The following is a 16,545-nucleotide window of genomic DNA, read 5'->3' as shown; positions in this document are numbered from 1 at the left end:
GATGACCCAGTGGCTCGACCCCGTCGAACAGCGCGCCTGGCAGGCGATCGTGGCGCTCATGGCCCGGATCCCGGGTGCGCTCGATACGCGGCTGCAGCGCGAGGCCGGGCTGACCCATTTCGAGTTCCGGGTGTTGAGCCTGCTCTCCGAGGAAGCGGGCCATCGCCTGCAGCTGAGTGATCTCGCCCACAAAGCAAATGCGTCGCTATCGCGACTGTCGCATGTGGTGTCGAAGCTGGAGCGGCTGGGCTGGGCCCGGCGCGACTCCACCGCGGGCAGGCGCGGGGTGCACGCGGTGCTCACCGACGCCGGATTCGCGAAGGTGCTCGCGGCCACGCCGGGCTACGTCGAGGCCGTGCGCCGGCTGGTGCTCGACGGACTCGACGCCGAGCAGACCGCCCAGCTGGCCGAGCTCGGGGAAACCCTGTCGGCGCGGCTGAACAGTGTCCTGGCCGAGGACGGCGACTAGTCGGCGGCCAGCAGCACGTCGGTGTCGAAGCAGGTGTGCGTGCCGGTGTGACAGGCCGCGCCCTCCTGGTCGACGATCAGCAGGATCGTGTCGCCGTCGCAGTCGAGCCGCACCTCGTGCACGTACTGGGTGTGGCCCGAGGTCTCGCCCTTGACCCAGTACTGCTGACGCGACCGCGAGTAGTAGGTGCCCTTGCGGGTCGCGATGGTCCTGGCCAGCGCCTCGTCGTCCATCCAGGCCATCATCAGCACGTCACCGGTCGACTTCTCCTGGGCGACGGCGGCGACCAGACCCGCGTCGTTGCGCTTGAGGCGTGCGGCGATGGCGGGATCGAGGCTCATGCCTCGTTTATAACAGCCGTACCGGAACGCGCCGACTGCCCGGTCTGCAGCTCGATCGCCACCAGCAGTTCCACCAGGTCGTTGACGCTGCGCACATTGCGGCCGGTCAGCTCCTGGATCCGCCCGAGCCGGTACTTGGCGGTGTTGAGGTGGATGCGCAGCGTGTCGGCGGCTTCGCGCAGGTTCATGTCGGCGGCGGCGAAGGCGCGGATGGTCTCGGCCAGCGAGCCGCCGCGGGCGCGGTCGTCGGCCAGCGCGGCGCCGATGCGCGGGTCGACCAGCTGGCGGGTGGTGTCGTCGGCGCGCAGCAGCAGGTACCGGAACGGCGTCAGCTGCGGGAGCGCGAGCACGCCGCCGTCCTCGGGCAGCAGCGCGAGCGCGGCCTGGGCCTGCCGGTAGGCACGCGGGATCTGGGCGACCTCGGTGACCGCGGTGCTCACCCCGACCGCCAGCGCGATGCCCTCGGCGGCGAGGTCCTCACGCATTGCGCGCAGTCGTTGGCACAGCTGCTCGGCCGAACCGTCGCGCCCGAGCGCGGGAATCGCGACGATCTCGCCGCCGCGCACCACCGACAGTGTGCGCAACCCGTTGACCCCGACCCGCGCGGCGGCCGCGGACACCAATTGCCTTGTCTCCCCGAGCCCGTCGGCGGAATCGGCGCGCGCAGAGCCATCCAGCACCACGGCGGTCACCACGACCAGCGGGGTGGTGCGGTCCGCGCCGATCCCGTGCGCGGTGGCCACCGACAGATGCGGGCCGCCCGCGGGCAGGGTGCCGTCGAGCAGCGTGTCCATCAGCGCCTGGCTGTCGCGGCCGGACTCGGCGGCCACGTACTGCTGGAACTCCAGGTAGGCGTCGGTGGCCTGGGTGCTGATCAGGTCGGTGTAGCGGGCCAGCGGACCGGCCAGCGAGAGCACGGCCTCGCGGCCTGCCTCGGTGTCGCCGGCGTGGGCGAGCAGCGATTTCCAGATGGCGCGCTGTCCCAGCCGGAACGCGGCGATGTAGTCGACCAGCGGCAGGCCCGAGCGCGCCCGCCGGGCGGCGGCCTGCCGGGCGTAGGTGACATCGGCCGGGGTGACCCGCTTGCGTTCGAGCAGCGCGCCGAGCCCGGTGCGGCTCAGCCGGGCCAGCTGGTCGTGCACGTCGGCGAGGAAGCCGGGGTCGGCGGTGCCGTAGCCGGGCAGCTCGGTGCGCAGCTTGGCCATCACGTCGTCGGCGATGTCGTCGGCGTGGTCGTAGGCGCATCCGACGATCCGCGCGCGCTCGGCGTGCACCGGATCCGAGTTCGACGCGGTGAGCAGATGTGATCCAGCCGACATGTCCGGGGAGTTTGCATGTCCGATTTACCGGTGTCAACCGCCGGGCGCCCTGTCCGCAGCGGACGAGAGCGTGCGCCGAAATTGGTCCGCAACGTCCGATGTGGTTCGTGACCTGCGAACTTACTGTTCGTCGCATGCTCGAGATAACCAACCTGACGGTGCGCTTCGGCGGCATCACCGCGCTGCGGGAGGTCGGGTTCGCGGTCGCTCCCGGGGAGATGGTCGGCCTGATCGGACCGAACGGCGCGGGCAAGACCACTCTGTTCAACTGTCTGACCCGGCGCCACCGGCCGACGTCGGGCACCCTGCGCTACCGCGAGACCGACCTGGCCACGGTCCGGCCGGACGCGCTGGCCGGACTCGGGATCGCCCGGACCTTCCAGAACCTGGGCCTGTTCCCCAGGCTCTCGGTCCGCGACAACGTCCTGGTCGGCGCGCATCATCGCGCCCGCGCCGGTTTCGTCTCCGCGGGCTTACGGCTGCCGAGGGTCCGTCGCGAGGAACGGGCGCTGCGCGCCGAAGCCGACGATCTGCTCGACCGCCTCGAGCTGACCGCGGTGGCCGACCATCCGGCGGCGGGCCTGCCGTTCGGCACCCTCAAGCGCATCGAACTGGCCAGGGCGCTCGCGGTCCGGCCTCGGCTGTTGCTGCTGGACGAGCCGGTCAACGGTCTGAGCCACGGCGAGGTCGACGAGTTCGCCGAGCGCTTGCGCGCCCTGCAAGCCGATCTCGGCCTGACCGTCGTCGTGGTCGAACACCACATGGGGTTCGTCATGGGCACCTGCGATCGGGTGGTGTGCCTGGAGTTCGGTCAGGTCATCGCCGAGGGCGAACCCGAAGCGGTGCAACGGGATCCGGCCGTCATCCGCGCCTATCTGGGCGTGGCGGCATGAGCGGTCAGCGGCCGGAGGCGGCAGCGGAGCGTGACCACGGAGGCCGCCCGAGCATCCCGAAGGGGTCCGGCACGAGCGAGTTCCTTTCTGTCACCGACCTGCACGCCGGTTACGGTGCGGCGAAAGTCCTGCACGGCGTGAGCTTCTCGGTGCCGCGGGGCGCGGTGTGCGCGATCCTCGGGCCCAACGGCGCGGGCAAGACGACGCTGCTGCGGGCCCTGTGCAGGATGGTCAAGGTGCGCGGCACCCTGCGCCTGGACGGCACCGAGGTGACCGGGCGCGCCCCGGAGACGATGGCCCGGCTCGGCGTCGCCCACGTGCCCGAGGGCCGCGGCACCTTCGCGCCGCTGACGGTCGAGGAGAACCTGCGTCTGGGCGCCTACACCCGCCGCGATCGCGCGGGCACCGAGGCCGACCTGCGCCGCATCTACGACTACTTCCCGATCCTGCGCGACAAGCGGCGCGAGCCGGCGGGCGGGCTGTCGGGCGGCCAGCAGCAGATGCTCGCCATCGGCCGGGCGCTGATGCTGCGGCCCCGGGTGCTGCTGCTCGACGAGCCCTCGCTGGGCCTGTCCCCGCTGGTGACCCAGGAGCTGTTCGGGATCGTGCACACCATCAACGAAGAGGAACGCACCACCGTGATCGTCGTCGAGCAGAACGCTCATCTGGCCCTCGGCATCGCCCATCGGGCCCATGTGCTCGAGTCCGGGCGCATCGTGTTGTCCGGCACGGCCGCCGAGATCAGGGCCGATGACCAGGTCACCCGCTCCTACCTCGGAATCCGGGTGCGGCCGTGACCGACTTCGTCCAGCAGCTCGTCGAGGGACTCTCGGCGGGCGCGATCTACGCCGGTCTCGCCCTGGCACTCGTGCTCATCTACCGGTTCACCGGAATCGTCAACTTCGCCCAGGGCGAGCTGGCCATGTTCTCGGCGTTCCTGGCCTGGCAACTGAGCCAGACCATGCCCTTCTGGGCGGCGCTGCCGCTGACCCTGGCCATCTCCTTCGTCGCGGGCATGCTCATCGAACGGGTGGTCATCCGTCCGGTCGAGGGCGCGCCCGAGATCACCCTGGTGATCGTCACGGTCGGCCTGTTCTTCACCGTGCACGCGGTGGCGGGCTGGATCTGGTCCTACCAGGTGAAGTCGTTCCCGAATCCGTTCCCGGACGGTGCGCTGCGCACCGCCGGTGTCAGCGTCGGGTACGGCAGCCTCGGCATTCTCGCCGTCGTCGCGGTGGTGATGGGACTGCTGTACCTGCTGTTCCGCTTCACCGGGATCGGCCTGGCCATGCGCGCGGTGGCCTGTCATCCGCAGTCTGCCCGGCTGGTCGGCATCCGGGTCGGCACCGTGCTCGCGCTCGGCTGGGGGCTGGCGGCGCTGGTCGGCGCGGTCTCCGGGGTGCTGTCGGCGCCGCTGCTGTTCCTCGAACCCAACATGATGGGCGGCGTTCTCATCTACGCCTTCGCGGCGGCCACGCTGGGCGGCTTCGACTCCCCCGGCGGCGCGGTGGCGGGCGGCCTGATCGTCGGCGTCGCCGAGACCCTCACCGGCGCCTATGTCGACGCGATCGGCACCGAACTCAAGATCGGTGTGCCACTGGTGATCATCCTGGGCGTGCTCCTGCTGCGCCCGCAAGGTCTGTTCGGACACGCGGCGGTGGAACGGGTATGAGCGAGCTGAAGACTGTATCGAAGCCGACGACTTCTGTTGCGCCACCGGCGACTTCGGTCGTGAGTCGCCTCCGTTGGCCACTGATCGCCACCGCGGCCGTCGTTCTACTGGCCTGCGCGGCACCCTTCCAGCTGGTGCCATTCCACACCTTCCAGCTGGCCATGGCCATGGTCTACGCGGTCACCCTGCTCGGGTTGAACCTGCTGGTCGGTCACACCGGCCAGATCTCGCTGGGGCACGGCGCGTTCTTCGCGGTCGGCGCCTACACCGCCGCGGTGGCGATGCAGCGCTGGGACCTGCCGTATTTCGCGACCGTCCCGCTCGCGGCGGCGGTGACCTTCGTCCTCGGTTTCGCGCTCGGCATCCCCGCGCTGCGGCTGCGCGGACTGTATCTGGCGCTGGTCACCCTCGCGATCGCGATCTTCCTGGTCCCGCTGCTCAAGCGGTTCGACGGCTTGACCGGCGGCTCGATGGGTCTGACCGTGGACAAGCCGGTGCCGCCCACGTGGACCGGGCTGGCCGAGGACCAGTGGCTGTACTTCCTGGCGCTGGCGACCACCGTGATCGCCTTCGTGCTGGTCGCCGGGATGCTGCGCTCGCGGGTCGGCCGCGCGCTGCACGCGGTGCGCGACAACGAGATCGCCGCCGAGGTGCTCGGGGTGAACCTGGCCCACTACAAGACCCTCGCCTTCGCCTGGAGCGCCCTGCTCGCCGGAGTCGCGGGCGCGGTCTACACGTGGGTCATCGCCTTCGTCTCCCCCGACTCGTTCGCGCTGACCCTGTCGGTGACGCTGCTGGCCGGCCTGGTCGTCGGCGGACTCGGCACCACCTGGGGCCCGGTGCTCGGCGGGTTGTTCGTGATGTTCGTGCCCAGCTTCGCCCAGGACGTCAATCAGGCGGCGCCCGGCGTCATCTTCGGACTGCTGATCATCGCGGTCATGTACCTCGCGCCCACGGGCCTGGCCGGACTCACCGGCCGGCTGGCGCAACGGCTCGGACATCTGGTTCGGAAAGGGAGAACACATGCGCACTAAGGCGATCCACGCCCTCGGGGTGGCGGCGGCGCTGCTCGCGACGCTCACCGCGTGCGGCGGCCGCGGCGAGGAGACCGGCTCCACCGCCGTCGGCGACTGCCGGGGCCAGCAGACCGTCGGCATCACCGACACCACCCTCAAGCTGGGCGGGGTGTACCCGCTGTCGGGCCCGGCCTCGGCCTACAGCGAGGTGCCCAAGGGCATCAAGGCCTACTTCGACTACGTCAACGCCGAGCAGGGCGGGATCGCCGGACGCAAGGTCGAGTACCTGGTGCGCGACGACGGCTACCAGCCGCCCAAGACGGTCGAGGAGACCCGCAGGCTGGTCGAGCAGGATCAGGTGTTCGCGGTCTTCCAGACCCTGGGCACCGCGACCTCGTCGGCGGTGTGGGACTACCTCGGTCAGCGCAAGGTACCGCAGGTCTTCGTGGCCACCGGCGCGACCAAGTTCGGCGCCGACGCCGAGCACCCGTGGACGATCGGCTGGCAGCCCAGCTATCGCACCGAGGGATTGGCCTACGCCCAGTACGTCAAGACCCAGCGCCCGACCGCGACCGTGGCCGTGCTCTACCAGAACGACGACTTCGGCAAGGATTTGCTCGCCGCGTTCACCGAGGGCGTCGCGGGCAGCGGCGTGAAGGTGGTCGCCCAGCAGAGCTTCGAGGTCACCGACCCCACCGTCGACCCGCAGGTCCGCAACCTGGCGAACTCGAAAGCCGATGTGCTGCTGAACTTCTCGACGCCGAAGTTCGCCTCGCAGGCACTGGCCGCCGACGTGCGCAACACCGACTGGAATCCGCTGCACGTGCTCACCCAGGTGTCGAACACCATGGCCACCCTGCGGCCAGTCGGCTTGGAGAACGTGCAGGGCGCGGTCAGCGCCGCCTTCCTCAAGGACCCGGCCGACCCGCGCTGGACCCAGGACGCGGGCATGCAGACCTACAAGACCAAGCTGGCCCAGTACGCGCCCGGCGCCGACCCGGAGAACCAGCACGCGATGGCCGGTTGGGCGATGGCCGAGAGCTTCCGCAAGACGTTCGAGTCGGCGACGTGCCCGACCCGCGAGGGCCTGCGCGAGGCGATGCGCTCCCTCGACAACGTCGGCGTGGACCTGCTGCTGCCCGGCATCAGCATGAAAACCGGTGCGAGCGACGGCTATCCGCTCGAAGCCGTCGGCATCCAGACCTTCGCGGGCACCCACTGGTCGCTCACCGACGGCCTGATCGACACCGGAAAGTAGCCCCCCAACGTTCCGCGGTTCGCCGCGAAACCCCCGAAGTACACCCCCGATCGATGAGGATCACCGATGAAGATGTCCACCACCCTCGCGACCGCCGCCCTGACGGCGCTGGCCCTGTGCGTCGGCACGGGCACCGGCCACGCCGACCCGGCGCCACAGACCGATGTGCACTACGAGGTCAGCAGGCAGGGCGACGCCGCCGTCGTCACCACCACCGACGGCAAGCTACAGATCGTCGGCGATCAGCTGGTGCTCACCACCGGCGCCGACGTGCCGGTCGCCGCGCTGCCGCTGTCCTACCGGATGGACGACAAGCTGTTCCCGATCGCCGCCACCATCAACGGCGGCAAGGCCACCCTGACCCCCTCGCGCGAGGGCGCCACGCCGGTGGCCGCGGCGACCGAGCTGGTCAGCACGGACGCCGCGGTCAAGCAGGTGGCCGAGTCGTTCACCCCGCGTGACCAGGCGGCCCTCGGCGCGTTCAGTCAGCGGGTCGGCATCGGTGGCGCGGTGGCCGCGATCGTCGGCGCGGTGATCGGCGGCGGGGTCGGCTGCCTGGTGGGTGGCGCGGCCGGGGCGACCATCGCCAGCCCGGTGATCGTGCTGCTGGTGCCGTGGGTCGGCGCGACCGTCGCCGGGTGTGTGCTCGGGGCGGCCACCCTCGGCGCGGTCGGCACCATGGTCGGGCTGATCACGGTCGGCGGCCCGCTGGCGCTGTTCTCGGCCTACCAGTACTTCTCGACGATCACCGCGCCGTGCCCGCCCGAGCTCGGCGCGTACTGCAAGGATCCCGCGGTGCCCGCCCCCGCGAAGTAGTCCGTCCCACCGCTTCGCCGGTCCGCCCGATCCACGCTCGGGCGGGCCGGCTCGTGGCCGTTCGCAGGCCGGTTAGGAATCCCGTATGCACAGGACAGTTCTCGATGCCGAGCACGCCGCGTTCCGGGCGTCGATGCGCGCGTTCATCGACGCCGAGGTCGTGCCCAGCTTCGGCAAGTGGTACGACGACGGCCAGGTCCCGCGCGAGTTCTATTACCGGCTGGGCGAACTCGGCGTCTTCGGGCTGGAGGCGCCGGTCCGGTTCGGCGGGGCCGGGCGTACCTCGTTCGGCTTCCGCACCGTGCTGGCGGAGGAGATCGCCAGGGCGGCGGTCTCGTTCGGCGGGGCGAGCGTCCACGTCACCCGGTGTCTGCCGCTGGTGACCGCGCTGGCCACACCGGCGCAGCAGGCGCGGTGGTTGCCGGGCATCGTCACCGGCGACACCATGTTCGCGCTGGCGGTGGCCGAACCGGGCACCGGCTCCGAGCCCGCGGGCATGCGCACCACCGCGCCGCTGTCAGTCGACGGGTCCACCTACGTGGTGAACGGATCGAAGACCTACGTCGCCGGTGGCGTGCACGCCGACCGGGTGATCGTCTGCGCGCGCACCGCGGCGCCCCGCCCCGACGACCCCGCGCACGGTCTGTCGCTGCTGGTCGTCGACACCGCCGCGACCGGGTTCCGGGTGGGGCGCAGGCTCGACACGCTGGGCCGCAAGCTCAGCGGCACCGCCGAACTCACCTTCACCGATGTGCGGGTGCCCGCGGCCGACGTGCTCGGCGCGCCGCACCAGGCCGTCGCCCATCTCGCCGGGCAACTGCCCAGGGAGCGTCTCGGCATCGCCGTCGGCGCCTACGCCCAGGCCAAGGCCGCGGTCCGCTTCGCGCGCAAGCACACCGCCGAGCGCATCGCCTTCACCCAGCCCCTGTCGGCCTTCCAGAACACGAAATTCGAGCTGGCCGCCTGCCAGACCGAGGTCGACGCCGTCGAGGCGGTCGTCGATCGCGCGCTGGCGGCGCACGATCGCGGCGAGCTCGGCGACGCGCACGCCGCGTCGGCGAAACTGTTCGCCACCGAGACCGCGGGCCGGGTGATCGACCGATGCCTCCAATTGCACGGCGGCGCGGGCTATCTCACCGATTCCCCGATCGCCCGGCTCTACGCCGACCACCGCATCGATCGCCTGCAGGGCGGCACCAGCGACGTCCTGCGCACGATCATCGCCGCTGGCATGGGCCTGTAGCCGGCCGCTGTCCGGGGCGATTCGGCCACCGCCGCGGTTGGTCAGCGCGCCCGGTTGAGCTCGCCGAGCAGTCGCCAGGTGCGCTGCTGGTCCTCGGGCGTGGTCAGGTCGGTCTGCGAGAACACCACCTCGGTCGCGCCCGCCGCGAAATAGTCGGCCACCCGCGCGGCGACGATCTCCTCGTCGCCGTACACCACCAGCTCGGCGGCCCGCCGCGCGCCGGACAGCTCGATTACCCGGCGATACGACGGAATGCTGTCGTAGAAGGCGGTTTTCGCCTCGGCGGCGGCACGGGCGGCGGCCGCATCCGCAGTGACCACGCCGGGGACCAGGACGACCACGCGCGGCCGCGGCCTGCCCGCGCTCGCCGCCGCGGCCGTCAGCGGCGCGACGATGTGCTCGGCCAGCGCCTCGGGCCCGACCAGGAACGGCAGGGTGCCGTCGGCCAGTTCGCCGGTGGCCGACAGCGCCCGCGGTCCCATCGCCGCGACCAGCACCGGCACGGTGGGGGTGGCGCCCGCGACGGCGGCGGGCATCGGCGTGGCCGCGGTCAGGGTCTCGCCCCGGAAGTCGACCGCGCCGGTGTCGAGGATCGAGCGCAGCGCCGTGAGGAATTCGCGCAGCCGCGTCGCCGGACGATCGAACGGGCCGCCGAACGCGCGCTCGGACAGCGCGCGGGCGCCCAGACCCAGGCCGAGGGTGAACCGTCCGCCGGTGGCCGCCTGCGCGGTCTGCGCCTGACTCGCCACCAGCAGCGGATGCCTGCCCGGCACCGGCACCACCGAGGTGCCGACCTCGATCCCCGGGACCTCGCGGCCGATCACCGCCGCCACCAGCAGCGAGTCGTGCGAGAAGGTCTGGCCGAGCCACACCGAACTCAGTCCGGCCGCGGCGGCGCTGCGCCCCAGGTCGACGGCCGCGTCGACGGCATTGGCGGATTGGTCGAGGGCGAACGGGGACAACGCGATTCCGATGCTCATCCGAGGATCAACCCGCGCGGCAACGGATTTCATCGCATTCAGCGCACGCCGATCTCCACTGCACCCGAGCGCGCGGTCACGTCCTCGCCGCACGCGGTTCGGACCGGGCACCCCGCGCGCGGCCGCGACCTCGGCGAACCGCGATCCCGACCGGTCACCCGCGCGGACACGATCTCAGCGGACGGTGATCCCGTCCGCGCGCATGGCGTCCTTGACCTGGCCGATGGTGAGATCGCCGAAGTGGAACACGCTCGCGGCCAGTACCGCGTCGGCCCCCGCGTGCACGGCGGGCGGGAAGTGCGCGACCGCGCCCGCGCCGCCGCTGGCGATGACCGGCACCCGCACCGCGGCCCGGACCGCGGCGATCATCGGCAGGTCGAAGCCGGCCTTGGTGCCGTCGGCGTCCATCGAGTTCAGCAGGATCTCGCCGACGCCCAGTTCGGCGCCGCGGATGGCCCATTCGACCGCATCGATGCCGGTGCCGCGCTTGCCGCCGTGGGTGGTGACCTCCCAGCCGGAGGGGGTGTCGGGCTGACCGTCGGGCACGGTGCGCGCGTCGACGGAGAGCACGATGCACTGCGAACCGAACCGCTGCGACATCTCCGAGAGCACCTCGGGGCGGGCGATGGCGGCGGTGTTCACCGACACCTTGTCCGCGCCGGCGCGCAGCAGCCGGTCGACGTCGGCGACGGTGCGCACGCCGCCGCCGACGGTGAGCGGGATGAAGATCTGCTCGGCGGTGCGGGTCACCACGTCGAGCATGGTGCCGCGATCACCGGTGGAGGCGGTGACGTCGAGGAAGGTGAGCTCGTCGGCGCCCTGGGCGTCGTAGGTGGCGGCCAGTTCCACCGGGTCGCCCGCGTCGCGCAGGTTCTGGAAGTTGACGCCCTTGACCACCCGGCCCGCGTCGACATCCAGGCACGGGATCACCCGGACGGCCAGCGTGCTCGGCGCCGCGGTGTCCGGCCGTTCGTCGGTGCGCGGTGTCATGGTGTTCAGCCTCGTTCCTCTTCGCTGACCGTGCAAATCATTTCCAGGAGTTCCTCGTGGACGCCGGGGGCGGCGGCCAGCACCGAGCCCGAGGTGATCGTCCACGGCGCGCCCGCCAGATCGGTGACCACGCCGCCCGCGGAACGCACCAGCGCGACACCGGCCGCGTTGTCCCACGGATGGTGCCCGAACACGACCGCGCCGCCGAGCGCGCCGGAGGCGGTGAACGCCAGGTCGATGCCGGTGGCGCCGTGCATGCGGACCCGCGAGGAGAGCCTGCTCAGCGCACCGAGCAGGTCGAACCGGAACTGACCGGGGATACGCCCGGCCGAGTCCACGTTGAACGCGCCGAAACCGATCATCGCCTCGGCCAGCTTGCCGGGTTGCAGCGGCGGCAGCGCGACGCCGTCGAGGTACACCGGGCCGCCCTGGATCGCCGCGTACCGGCGGCCGAGCAGCGGCAGCCAGGTCAGGCCGATCACCGGTTCACCCTCGTGGACGAGCGCCAGCAGGGTGCCCGACATGGGGTGGCCGGAGGAATAGTTGAAGGTGCCATCGATCGGGTCGAGCACCCAGGCCGTGCCGGAGGTGAGCGCCGGGCCGCCGAATTCCTCGCCGTGCACCGCGATCCCGGTGCGCTGCTGGAGGTCGGCGGAGATGGTGCGCTCCAGCTCGAGATCGAGTTCGGTGGCGAAGTCGTTGCGGCCCTTGGTGACCGCGCTCGGCGCACCGATGCCCTCGACGAAACGCGGGACGACCCCATCCAGTACCTGGGTGGCGATGGCCAGCAGGTCGGTCAGTTCGGCGGTGCTCGGTGCGGCGGTCATCGTCGGTGTCAGCGCACCGCGGCCAGGGCCTCGGGCAGGGTGAACCGGCCCGCGTACAGCGCCTTGCCGATGATCGCGCCCTCCACGCCCTCCTCGGCCAGGCCCGCGATGGCGACCAGGTCGTCGAGCACCGAGATGCCGCCGGAGGCGACGACCGGGGCCTCGGCGGCGTTGGCGACCTCGCTCAGCAGTTCCAGGTTGGGGCCGGTCAGCGTGCCGTCCTTGGAGACGTCGGTCACGACATAGCGCGCGCAGCCGTCGCGTTCGAGGCGTTCGAGCGCCTCCCACAGGTCGCCGCCGTCGGTGACCCAGCCGCGACCGCGCAGCCGCCATTCCCCGTCGATCTGCTTGACGTCGAGCCCGACCGCGATCCGGTCGCCGTACTCGCCCAGTACCCGCGCGCACCACTGCGGGTTCTCGATCGCGGCGGTGCCGATATTGACCCGCGCGCACCCGGTGGCCAGCGCCGCTTCCAGCGAGGCGTCGTCGCGGATGCCGCCGGACAGTTCGACCTTGACATCGAGTTCCCCGACGACCTGGGCGATCAGGTCCCGGTTGCTCCCCTTGCCGAAGGCGGCGTCCAGATCCACCAGATGCACCCACTCGGCGCCTGCCTGCTGCCACGCCAGTGCCGCGTCCCGGGGCGACCCGTAGCTGGTTTCGCTACCGGCCTCTCCCTGCACGAGGCGCACGGCCTCCCCATTGGCGACATCGACGGCGGGCAACAGCACAAGACTCACGGGATCAGACTAGTAGGTCCGGACTGTCGATCTCCGCACCGGTCCACGCCCCTGAGGCCCGTGTCACGTCGCGGGTTCAGCCGCAACGGCGCCGGAGTTCGGGGACGCCACCGCCGGTGAGCTCGTCGAGGACGGCGGCGCGGCCGACCACGGCCAGGGCGATGGCCTCGCCGGGGCCGCGTACCTCGGGTCCGTCGCCCCAGGCCCAGTCCACGTCGGTGGCGATGAAACGCAGGCCCTTGGTCCGCTTGCCCGGGAACGCGAACGGGTCCGGGTAGGACAGCACCGCGATCAGCCGATCGGGGGCGATGACGCGCGGTCGGCGCAGTGGCCGCCGGATGTCTTGCTGATGCACCAGCAAGTCCGAGAGCATGAGCCGCGGCGAGAACCGCGACAGCCGACCCGACTCGTGCTCGAACATGTGCACCAGCTGCGCGGTCGGCAGTTCGGCGAACGACGCGGCGAGCGCGTTGTTGATCCGATCGACCGAGCCGCGATTGCGCGCCGCGGCGGCCGCGTAGTCGAGGGGACCGAGCGTGTCGGTGAGCAGATGGCCGACCACGTCGCGCACCCGCCACCCCGCGCACAGCGACGGTGTCTCCCACTCCCGCTCGGTCAGTCCACGTAGGAGTTCGATCAGCTCGGCCCGTTCCGCGGCCAGCATCCCCCGATAGCTCATGCCCATCACTGTAGGTCGCCCTCCGGCGTCGCAGCCCCCGATTCCGGTGCACGACAGCGAAATACATTCCGACGGGTCTGTCTCCCAACGGCCCCGCAATCGACGGGCACACCGGGGCGCGGCCCGTGGTCACCCGCCCGGCGCGACGCCTGGACAATGGGACGATGGCCGCCGGTCGGCCGCATCGTGATCGCGCGCCGCCGACCGGCGCCACCGAGGAGAGGACGCCCGAACACCGTGGGCAAACAGAATCGGCGACGCCGCACCGGACGCCGGGCCGTGCCGACCACCGGACCGGTGCTCGACGCCGAAACACTGGCCGACCCGGCGCGGCTCGCCGAGGCGATCGCCACGGCCGCCGGGGCGGCGGCCCAGGGCGACGCCGCCGGGGTGCGGCGGTTCGTCGCGCAGCTGGCCGGCACGGGGCCGGTGCGCCCGGAGGTGGCGGCGGGTGTCGAGTCGGCGGGTCGCCGCATCATCGCCCACGCCTTCGACTTCGGCTGGCTGCCGGGGGACGTGCACCAGGCCGCGCGCCGTCGCCTCGACGAATTCGCGGTCGGCTATCTGACCGATCTGATGGCCGATCACCGCGCCCGGTTCGCCGACGACACCGTGGACGAGATCTGGCAGGCCCAACTCGACGAACTCGGCGCCACCGTCTGGTGGACCCCACCGCACCTGACCGCCTGGGCCGACCGCGCGCTGCTCACCGGCGCCGAAGCGGTGACCACCGTCGTCGCAGCGCTCGGGCTCCTGCTGCGACTGCCGAAACTCGAGCCGATCCGGCCGCTGCCCGGCACCGCGCGCCGGCACCGGGCCGCGCAGCACGACGTGGACGCCAAGGCGCTCGGCCGGGTTCGCGGCCTGCTCGCCAAGGCCGAGTCCACCGCCTTCCCCGAGGAGGCCGAAACCCTCTCGGCCAAGGCCCAGGAACTGATGACCAAGTACGCGATCGACCGTGTGCTGCTGGAGACTCCCACCGTCGACAGCGACCTCCCCGGCGCGCGTCGCCTCTGGCTCGACACCCCTTACACCGAGGCCAAGGCCCTGCTCATCGACCTGGTGGCCCGGGCCAACCGGTGCCGGGCGATCTTCGTCGCCGACTGGGACTTCGTCACCGTCGTCGGCGAGGACCCCGACCTCGACGCCGTGGAACTGCTGTCGACCTCCCTGCTCGTGCAGGCCACCCGGGCCATGATCGACACCCCGTCGGCCGCGGCCGACTCCCGTTCGCGCGCCTATCGCAAGGCCTTCCTCACCGCCTACGCCACCCGCATCGGCGACCGCCTCACCACCGCCGCGGCCACCACCGTCGCCGCGTCCCCCGACCCCACCACCTTGCTTCCGCTGCTGGCCTCCCACGACCTGCGCGTCGAACAAGCCTTCACCACGTATTTCCCCACCACCCGCGCCCGCGGCATCACCATCCGCAGCGCCGAGGGCTGGGACGCGGGCACCGAGGCCGCCGACCGCGCCCGGCTGGGCGACCACCGACCCTGATCGACCGGGGCGGTATCAGGGTTTCGCCTCCGTCGAACGGGTGACGACAGCGCGCCCACCACCTCGTGAAGATGATCGGTATGGTCACTCCGAAATCGATCGTCTGCGGTGTCCTGATCGCGCTGGCGCCTGTCCTCGGCGGCTGCATCGCCGCCGAGCGGCCGAACCACTCGGCCGCCACGGTCGCCGAGCTGGTGGCGCAGGCCGATGCCGTGCCGACACCCAAGATCGACTGGGCGCCGTGCGCGGAGGAACCGCTGCGGGGCAGCGAGTGCGCCCGGGTGGCGGTGCCGCTGGACTACGCCGATCGCACGGGACAGCACCTGGAACTCGCGGTGGTGCGCCAGCCCGCGCGCGACCCGGCGCACCGCATCGGCACCCTGTTCACCGCGGCGGGCGGACCCGGCGGCTCGGGCCTGGAGTGGGCGGCGAAAGGTCAGCTGTTCCCCGGCGAGCTGAGCAGTCGATTCGATGTCGTCACCTTCGACCAGCGCGGGGTGGGACGCAGTTCCGCGGTGCGCTGCTTCCCGGATTCCGGTGCGCAGCGAGAGTTCTGGCGCACCCTGGCCCTGCCGCCGGTCGACGCCTTGCAGCAGAGCGCCACCGAGGACGCGAGCCGGCGACTCGCGCAAGGGTGCCTGCGCCACGACGGCGCGCTGATCGCTCACCTGACCACCGTGGACGCCGCCCGCGACCTCGATCTTCTCCGCCGCGCGGTCGGCGACCAGCGCCTGACCTATCAGGGCGGTTCCTACGCCGGCTACCTGGGCACTGTCTACGGCGCCCTGTTCGCCGACCGTGTTCGCGCCCTGCAACTCTCCTCGATCCTCGACCCCGTCTCCTACACCACCGACACCCGCGCCGGCATCGAGGCGACCGCGCTCGGCACCGAGGAGGTGCTCGGCGAATTCCTGCGCCTGTGCGCGGCGGGCGGGCCGCAACGCTGCGCCTTCGCCACGGGCGCGTCGTCGGCGGCCGAGCTGCGCGCCCGCGACACCGCCCTGCTCGACCGGGCGAAGACGACGGGCCTGCACGTCGGTCAGGGACCGACGACCGTGTCGGTGACCTACAGCGAGGTCGTCGCAGCCCACGCCATGCTGCTGTACGACGCGGCCCAGGGCTGGCCCGCGCTGGCAGCGCTGCTGGCCGAGTTCGAGCGCGGCCCCGCCGGGAATCCCGCTGTGGTGCACCAGGTCCTGAGCGCGATCGGATCGACGGGCGACTTCCTGGATTCCTTCGTCGCCCTCTCCTGCGCCGACAATTCCCTTCCCCGGCAACCGCAGCGCTGGCCCGAATTCGCCGCCGAATCCGCCGACAGCGCGCCGGTCTACGGCCCGTTCTGGCTCTATCTCCGGCAGCCGTGCGCCACCTGGCCCGCCCCCGCCGACGGCTACCCCCAGCGCTACACCGGCCCGTGGACCCAACGAGCCGCCGTTCCCCCGCTGCTGTTCAACAACCGTTTCGACCCGGCCACCCCGCTCACCGCCGCCCAGCACGCCGCCGAAGCCATGGGCGAGGCGCGGTTGGTCGTGGTGACCGACGGCTACGGCCACGAACCGGCCGGCGACTGCGTCACCGACCTCACCCGGCGCTATCTCATCGAGCTGCGACTCCCGGAACCGGGCACCACCTGCACGGCCGGCCTGGTGCCGTTCACCGGATGACGCGGTCGCCGAGACCCCCGGCCGCCCGGACTCCGTGCGGCGAAGGCGATTTCTAGCCCACGCGCTCGATCGACACCAGCAATCTACTTGACAGTCTCTGTCACTTAGCTAGATACTTTCGGCAGACGGAACAGTCAG

General features: G+C 71.7%; 17 protein-coding genes. 10 read left to right on the top strand and 7 right to left on the bottom strand.

The window, feature by feature from the left end; all coding sequences use genetic code 11:
• Position 1: 1 nt before the first annotated feature.
• On the top strand, positions 2–469 hold the full coding sequence (locus Q7X29_RS11730; protein ID WP_218716869.1) for a MarR family winged helix-turn-helix transcriptional regulator: 468 nt from the start codon (positions 2–4) through the stop codon (positions 467–469).
• Here the strand turns inward: Q7X29_RS11730 and hisI are convergent.
• The gene (gene hisI, locus Q7X29_RS11725) at positions 466–810 is read right to left on the bottom strand and encodes a phosphoribosyl-AMP cyclohydrolase (protein ID WP_218716870.1); all 345 of its coding nucleotides are present in this window, start codon (positions 808–810) and stop codon (positions 466–468) included. The genes Q7X29_RS11730 and hisI overlap by 4 nt on opposite strands.
• Complete coding sequence (locus Q7X29_RS11720; RefSeq protein ID WP_218716871.1) at positions 807–2,129, bottom strand: PucR family transcriptional regulator; 1,323 nt, start codon at positions 2,127–2,129, stop codon at positions 807–809. The genes hisI and Q7X29_RS11720 overlap by 4 nt, the downstream gene beginning before the upstream one ends.
• Before the next feature lie 134 nt (positions 2,130–2,263).
• Here Q7X29_RS11720 and Q7X29_RS11715 point away from each other — a divergent pair, with 134 nt between their 5' ends.
• From Q7X29_RS11715 to Q7X29_RS11685, 7 genes are all read left to right on the top strand, one after another.
• Positions 2,264–3,022, top strand: coding sequence for an ABC transporter ATP-binding protein (locus Q7X29_RS11715; protein ID WP_218716872.1), 759 nt, complete (start codon positions 2,264–2,266; stop codon positions 3,020–3,022).
• Entirely contained in the window at positions 3,019–3,819 is an 801-nt protein-coding gene (locus Q7X29_RS11710; protein WP_316574065.1) for an ABC transporter ATP-binding protein, read from the top strand. Before Q7X29_RS11715 ends, Q7X29_RS11710 begins: the two co-directional genes overlap by 4 nt.
• Positions 3,816–4,694, top strand: a complete 879-nt coding sequence (locus Q7X29_RS11705; protein WP_218716873.1) for a branched-chain amino acid ABC transporter permease — start codon at positions 3,816–3,818, stop codon at positions 4,692–4,694. The genes Q7X29_RS11710 and Q7X29_RS11705 overlap by 4 nt, the downstream gene beginning before the upstream one ends.
• Before the next feature lie 59 nt (positions 4,695–4,753).
• Positions 4,754–5,728: a branched-chain amino acid ABC transporter permease gene (locus Q7X29_RS11700; RefSeq protein ID WP_308248382.1), complete on the top strand. Its 975-nt coding sequence runs from the start codon at positions 4,754–4,756 to the stop codon at positions 5,726–5,728.
• The gene (locus tag Q7X29_RS11695; protein WP_218716874.1) at positions 5,718–6,968 is read left to right on the top strand and encodes an ABC transporter substrate-binding protein; all 1,251 of its coding nucleotides are present in this window, start codon (positions 5,718–5,720) and stop codon (positions 6,966–6,968) included. Before Q7X29_RS11700 ends, Q7X29_RS11695 begins: the two co-directional genes overlap by 11 nt.
• A gap of 66 nt (positions 6,969–7,034) precedes the next feature.
• Positions 7,035–7,784 carry a hypothetical protein gene (locus Q7X29_RS11690; protein ID WP_316574064.1) on the top strand — a complete coding sequence of 250 codons (750 nt, stop codon included), beginning with the start codon at positions 7,035–7,037 and terminating at the stop codon, positions 7,782–7,784.
• 85 nt (positions 7,785–7,869) lie between these two features.
• Positions 7,870–9,027 (top strand): acyl-CoA dehydrogenase family protein, encoded by a 1,158-nt coding sequence (locus tag Q7X29_RS11685; RefSeq protein WP_316574063.1) that lies wholly within the window; start codon positions 7,870–7,872, stop codon positions 9,025–9,027.
• A gap of 41 nt (positions 9,028–9,068) precedes the next feature.
• Here the strand turns inward: Q7X29_RS11685 and Q7X29_RS11680 are convergent, their stop codons facing one another.
• From Q7X29_RS11680 to Q7X29_RS11660, 5 genes are all read right to left on the bottom strand, one after another.
• On the bottom strand, positions 9,069–10,007 hold the full coding sequence (locus tag Q7X29_RS11680; protein ID WP_218716877.1) for a TIGR03564 family F420-dependent LLM class oxidoreductase: 939 nt from the start codon (positions 10,005–10,007) through the stop codon (positions 9,069–9,071).
• A 174-nt stretch (positions 10,008–10,181) separates the two neighbouring features.
• Complete coding sequence (hisF, locus tag Q7X29_RS11675; RefSeq protein ID WP_218716878.1) at positions 10,182–10,997, bottom strand: imidazole glycerol phosphate synthase subunit HisF; 816 nt, start codon at positions 10,995–10,997, stop codon at positions 10,182–10,184.
• Positions 10,998–11,002: 5 nt separating this feature from the next.
• Positions 11,003–11,824: an inositol monophosphatase family protein gene (locus Q7X29_RS11670; RefSeq protein WP_316574062.1), complete on the bottom strand. Its 822-nt coding sequence runs from the start codon at positions 11,822–11,824 to the stop codon at positions 11,003–11,005.
• Positions 11,825–11,832: 8 nt separating this feature from the next.
• Complete coding sequence (priA, locus tag Q7X29_RS11665; protein ID WP_218716880.1) at positions 11,833–12,564, bottom strand: bifunctional 1-(5-phosphoribosyl)-5-((5-phosphoribosylamino)methylideneamino)imidazole-4-carboxamide isomerase/phosphoribosylanthranilate isomerase PriA; 732 nt, start codon at positions 12,562–12,564, stop codon at positions 11,833–11,835.
• Positions 12,565–12,640: 76 nt separating this feature from the next.
• Positions 12,641–13,243, bottom strand: coding sequence for a maleylpyruvate isomerase family mycothiol-dependent enzyme (locus Q7X29_RS11660; RefSeq protein ID WP_255587157.1), 603 nt, complete (start codon positions 13,241–13,243; stop codon positions 12,641–12,643).
• Between the two features lie 237 nt (positions 13,244–13,480).
• On the opposite strand from Q7X29_RS11660, the gene Q7X29_RS11655 reads away from it, so the two are divergent.
• Complete coding sequence (locus Q7X29_RS11655) at positions 13,481–14,743, top strand: DUF2786 domain-containing protein (protein ID WP_316574061.1); 1,263 nt, start codon at positions 13,481–13,483, stop codon at positions 14,741–14,743.
• A gap of 80 nt (positions 14,744–14,823) precedes the next feature.
• On the top strand, positions 14,824–16,407 hold the full coding sequence (locus Q7X29_RS11650; protein WP_316574060.1) for an alpha/beta hydrolase: 1,584 nt from the start codon (positions 14,824–14,826) through the stop codon (positions 16,405–16,407).
• Positions 16,408–16,545 lie beyond the last annotated feature (138 nt).

Origin of the sequence: Nocardia canadensis (genome assembly GCF_032656385.1) — a bacterium.
Taxonomy (GTDB): Bacteria; Actinomycetota; Actinomycetes; order Mycobacteriales; family Mycobacteriaceae; genus Nocardia; species Nocardia canadensis.
Note: the sequence above shows the minus strand (reverse complement) of the source record. Positions and strands in the feature narration are given on the sequence as shown.

Coding starts and splice junctions, on each gene's coding strand:
- Q7X29_RS11730 (WP_218716869.1), top strand. CDS start 2: ATGACCCAGTGGCTCGACCCCGTCGAACAGCGCGCCTGGCAGGCGATC.
- hisI (WP_218716870.1), bottom strand. CDS start 810: ATGAGCCTCGATCCCGCCATCGCCGCACGCCTCAAGCGCAACGACGCG.
- Q7X29_RS11720 (WP_218716871.1), bottom strand. CDS start 2,129: ATGTCGGCTGGATCACATCTGCTCACCGCGTCGAACTCGGATCCGGTG.
- Q7X29_RS11715 (WP_218716872.1), top strand. CDS start 2,264: ATGCTCGAGATAACCAACCTGACGGTGCGCTTCGGCGGCATCACCGCG.
- Q7X29_RS11710 (WP_316574065.1), top strand. CDS start 3,019: ATGAGCGGTCAGCGGCCGGAGGCGGCAGCGGAGCGTGACCACGGAGGC.
- Q7X29_RS11695 (WP_218716874.1), top strand. CDS start 5,718: ATGCGCACTAAGGCGATCCACGCCCTCGGGGTGGCGGCGGCGCTGCTC.
- Q7X29_RS11690 (WP_316574064.1), top strand. CDS start 7,035: ATGAAGATGTCCACCACCCTCGCGACCGCCGCCCTGACGGCGCTGGCC.
- Q7X29_RS11685 (WP_316574063.1), top strand. CDS start 7,870: ATGCACAGGACAGTTCTCGATGCCGAGCACGCCGCGTTCCGGGCGTCG.
- Q7X29_RS11680 (WP_218716877.1), bottom strand. CDS start 10,007: ATGAGCATCGGAATCGCGTTGTCCCCGTTCGCCCTCGACCAATCCGCC.
- hisF (WP_218716878.1), bottom strand. CDS start 10,997: ATGACACCGCGCACCGACGAACGGCCGGACACCGCGGCGCCGAGCACG.
- Q7X29_RS11670 (WP_316574062.1), bottom strand. CDS start 11,824: ATGACCGCCGCACCGAGCACCGCCGAACTGACCGACCTGCTGGCCATC.
- Q7X29_RS11660 (WP_255587157.1), bottom strand. CDS start 13,243: ATGAGCTATCGGGGGATGCTGGCCGCGGAACGGGCCGAGCTGATCGAA.
- Q7X29_RS11650 (WP_316574060.1), top strand. CDS start 14,824: ATGGTCACTCCGAAATCGATCGTCTGCGGTGTCCTGATCGCGCTGGCG.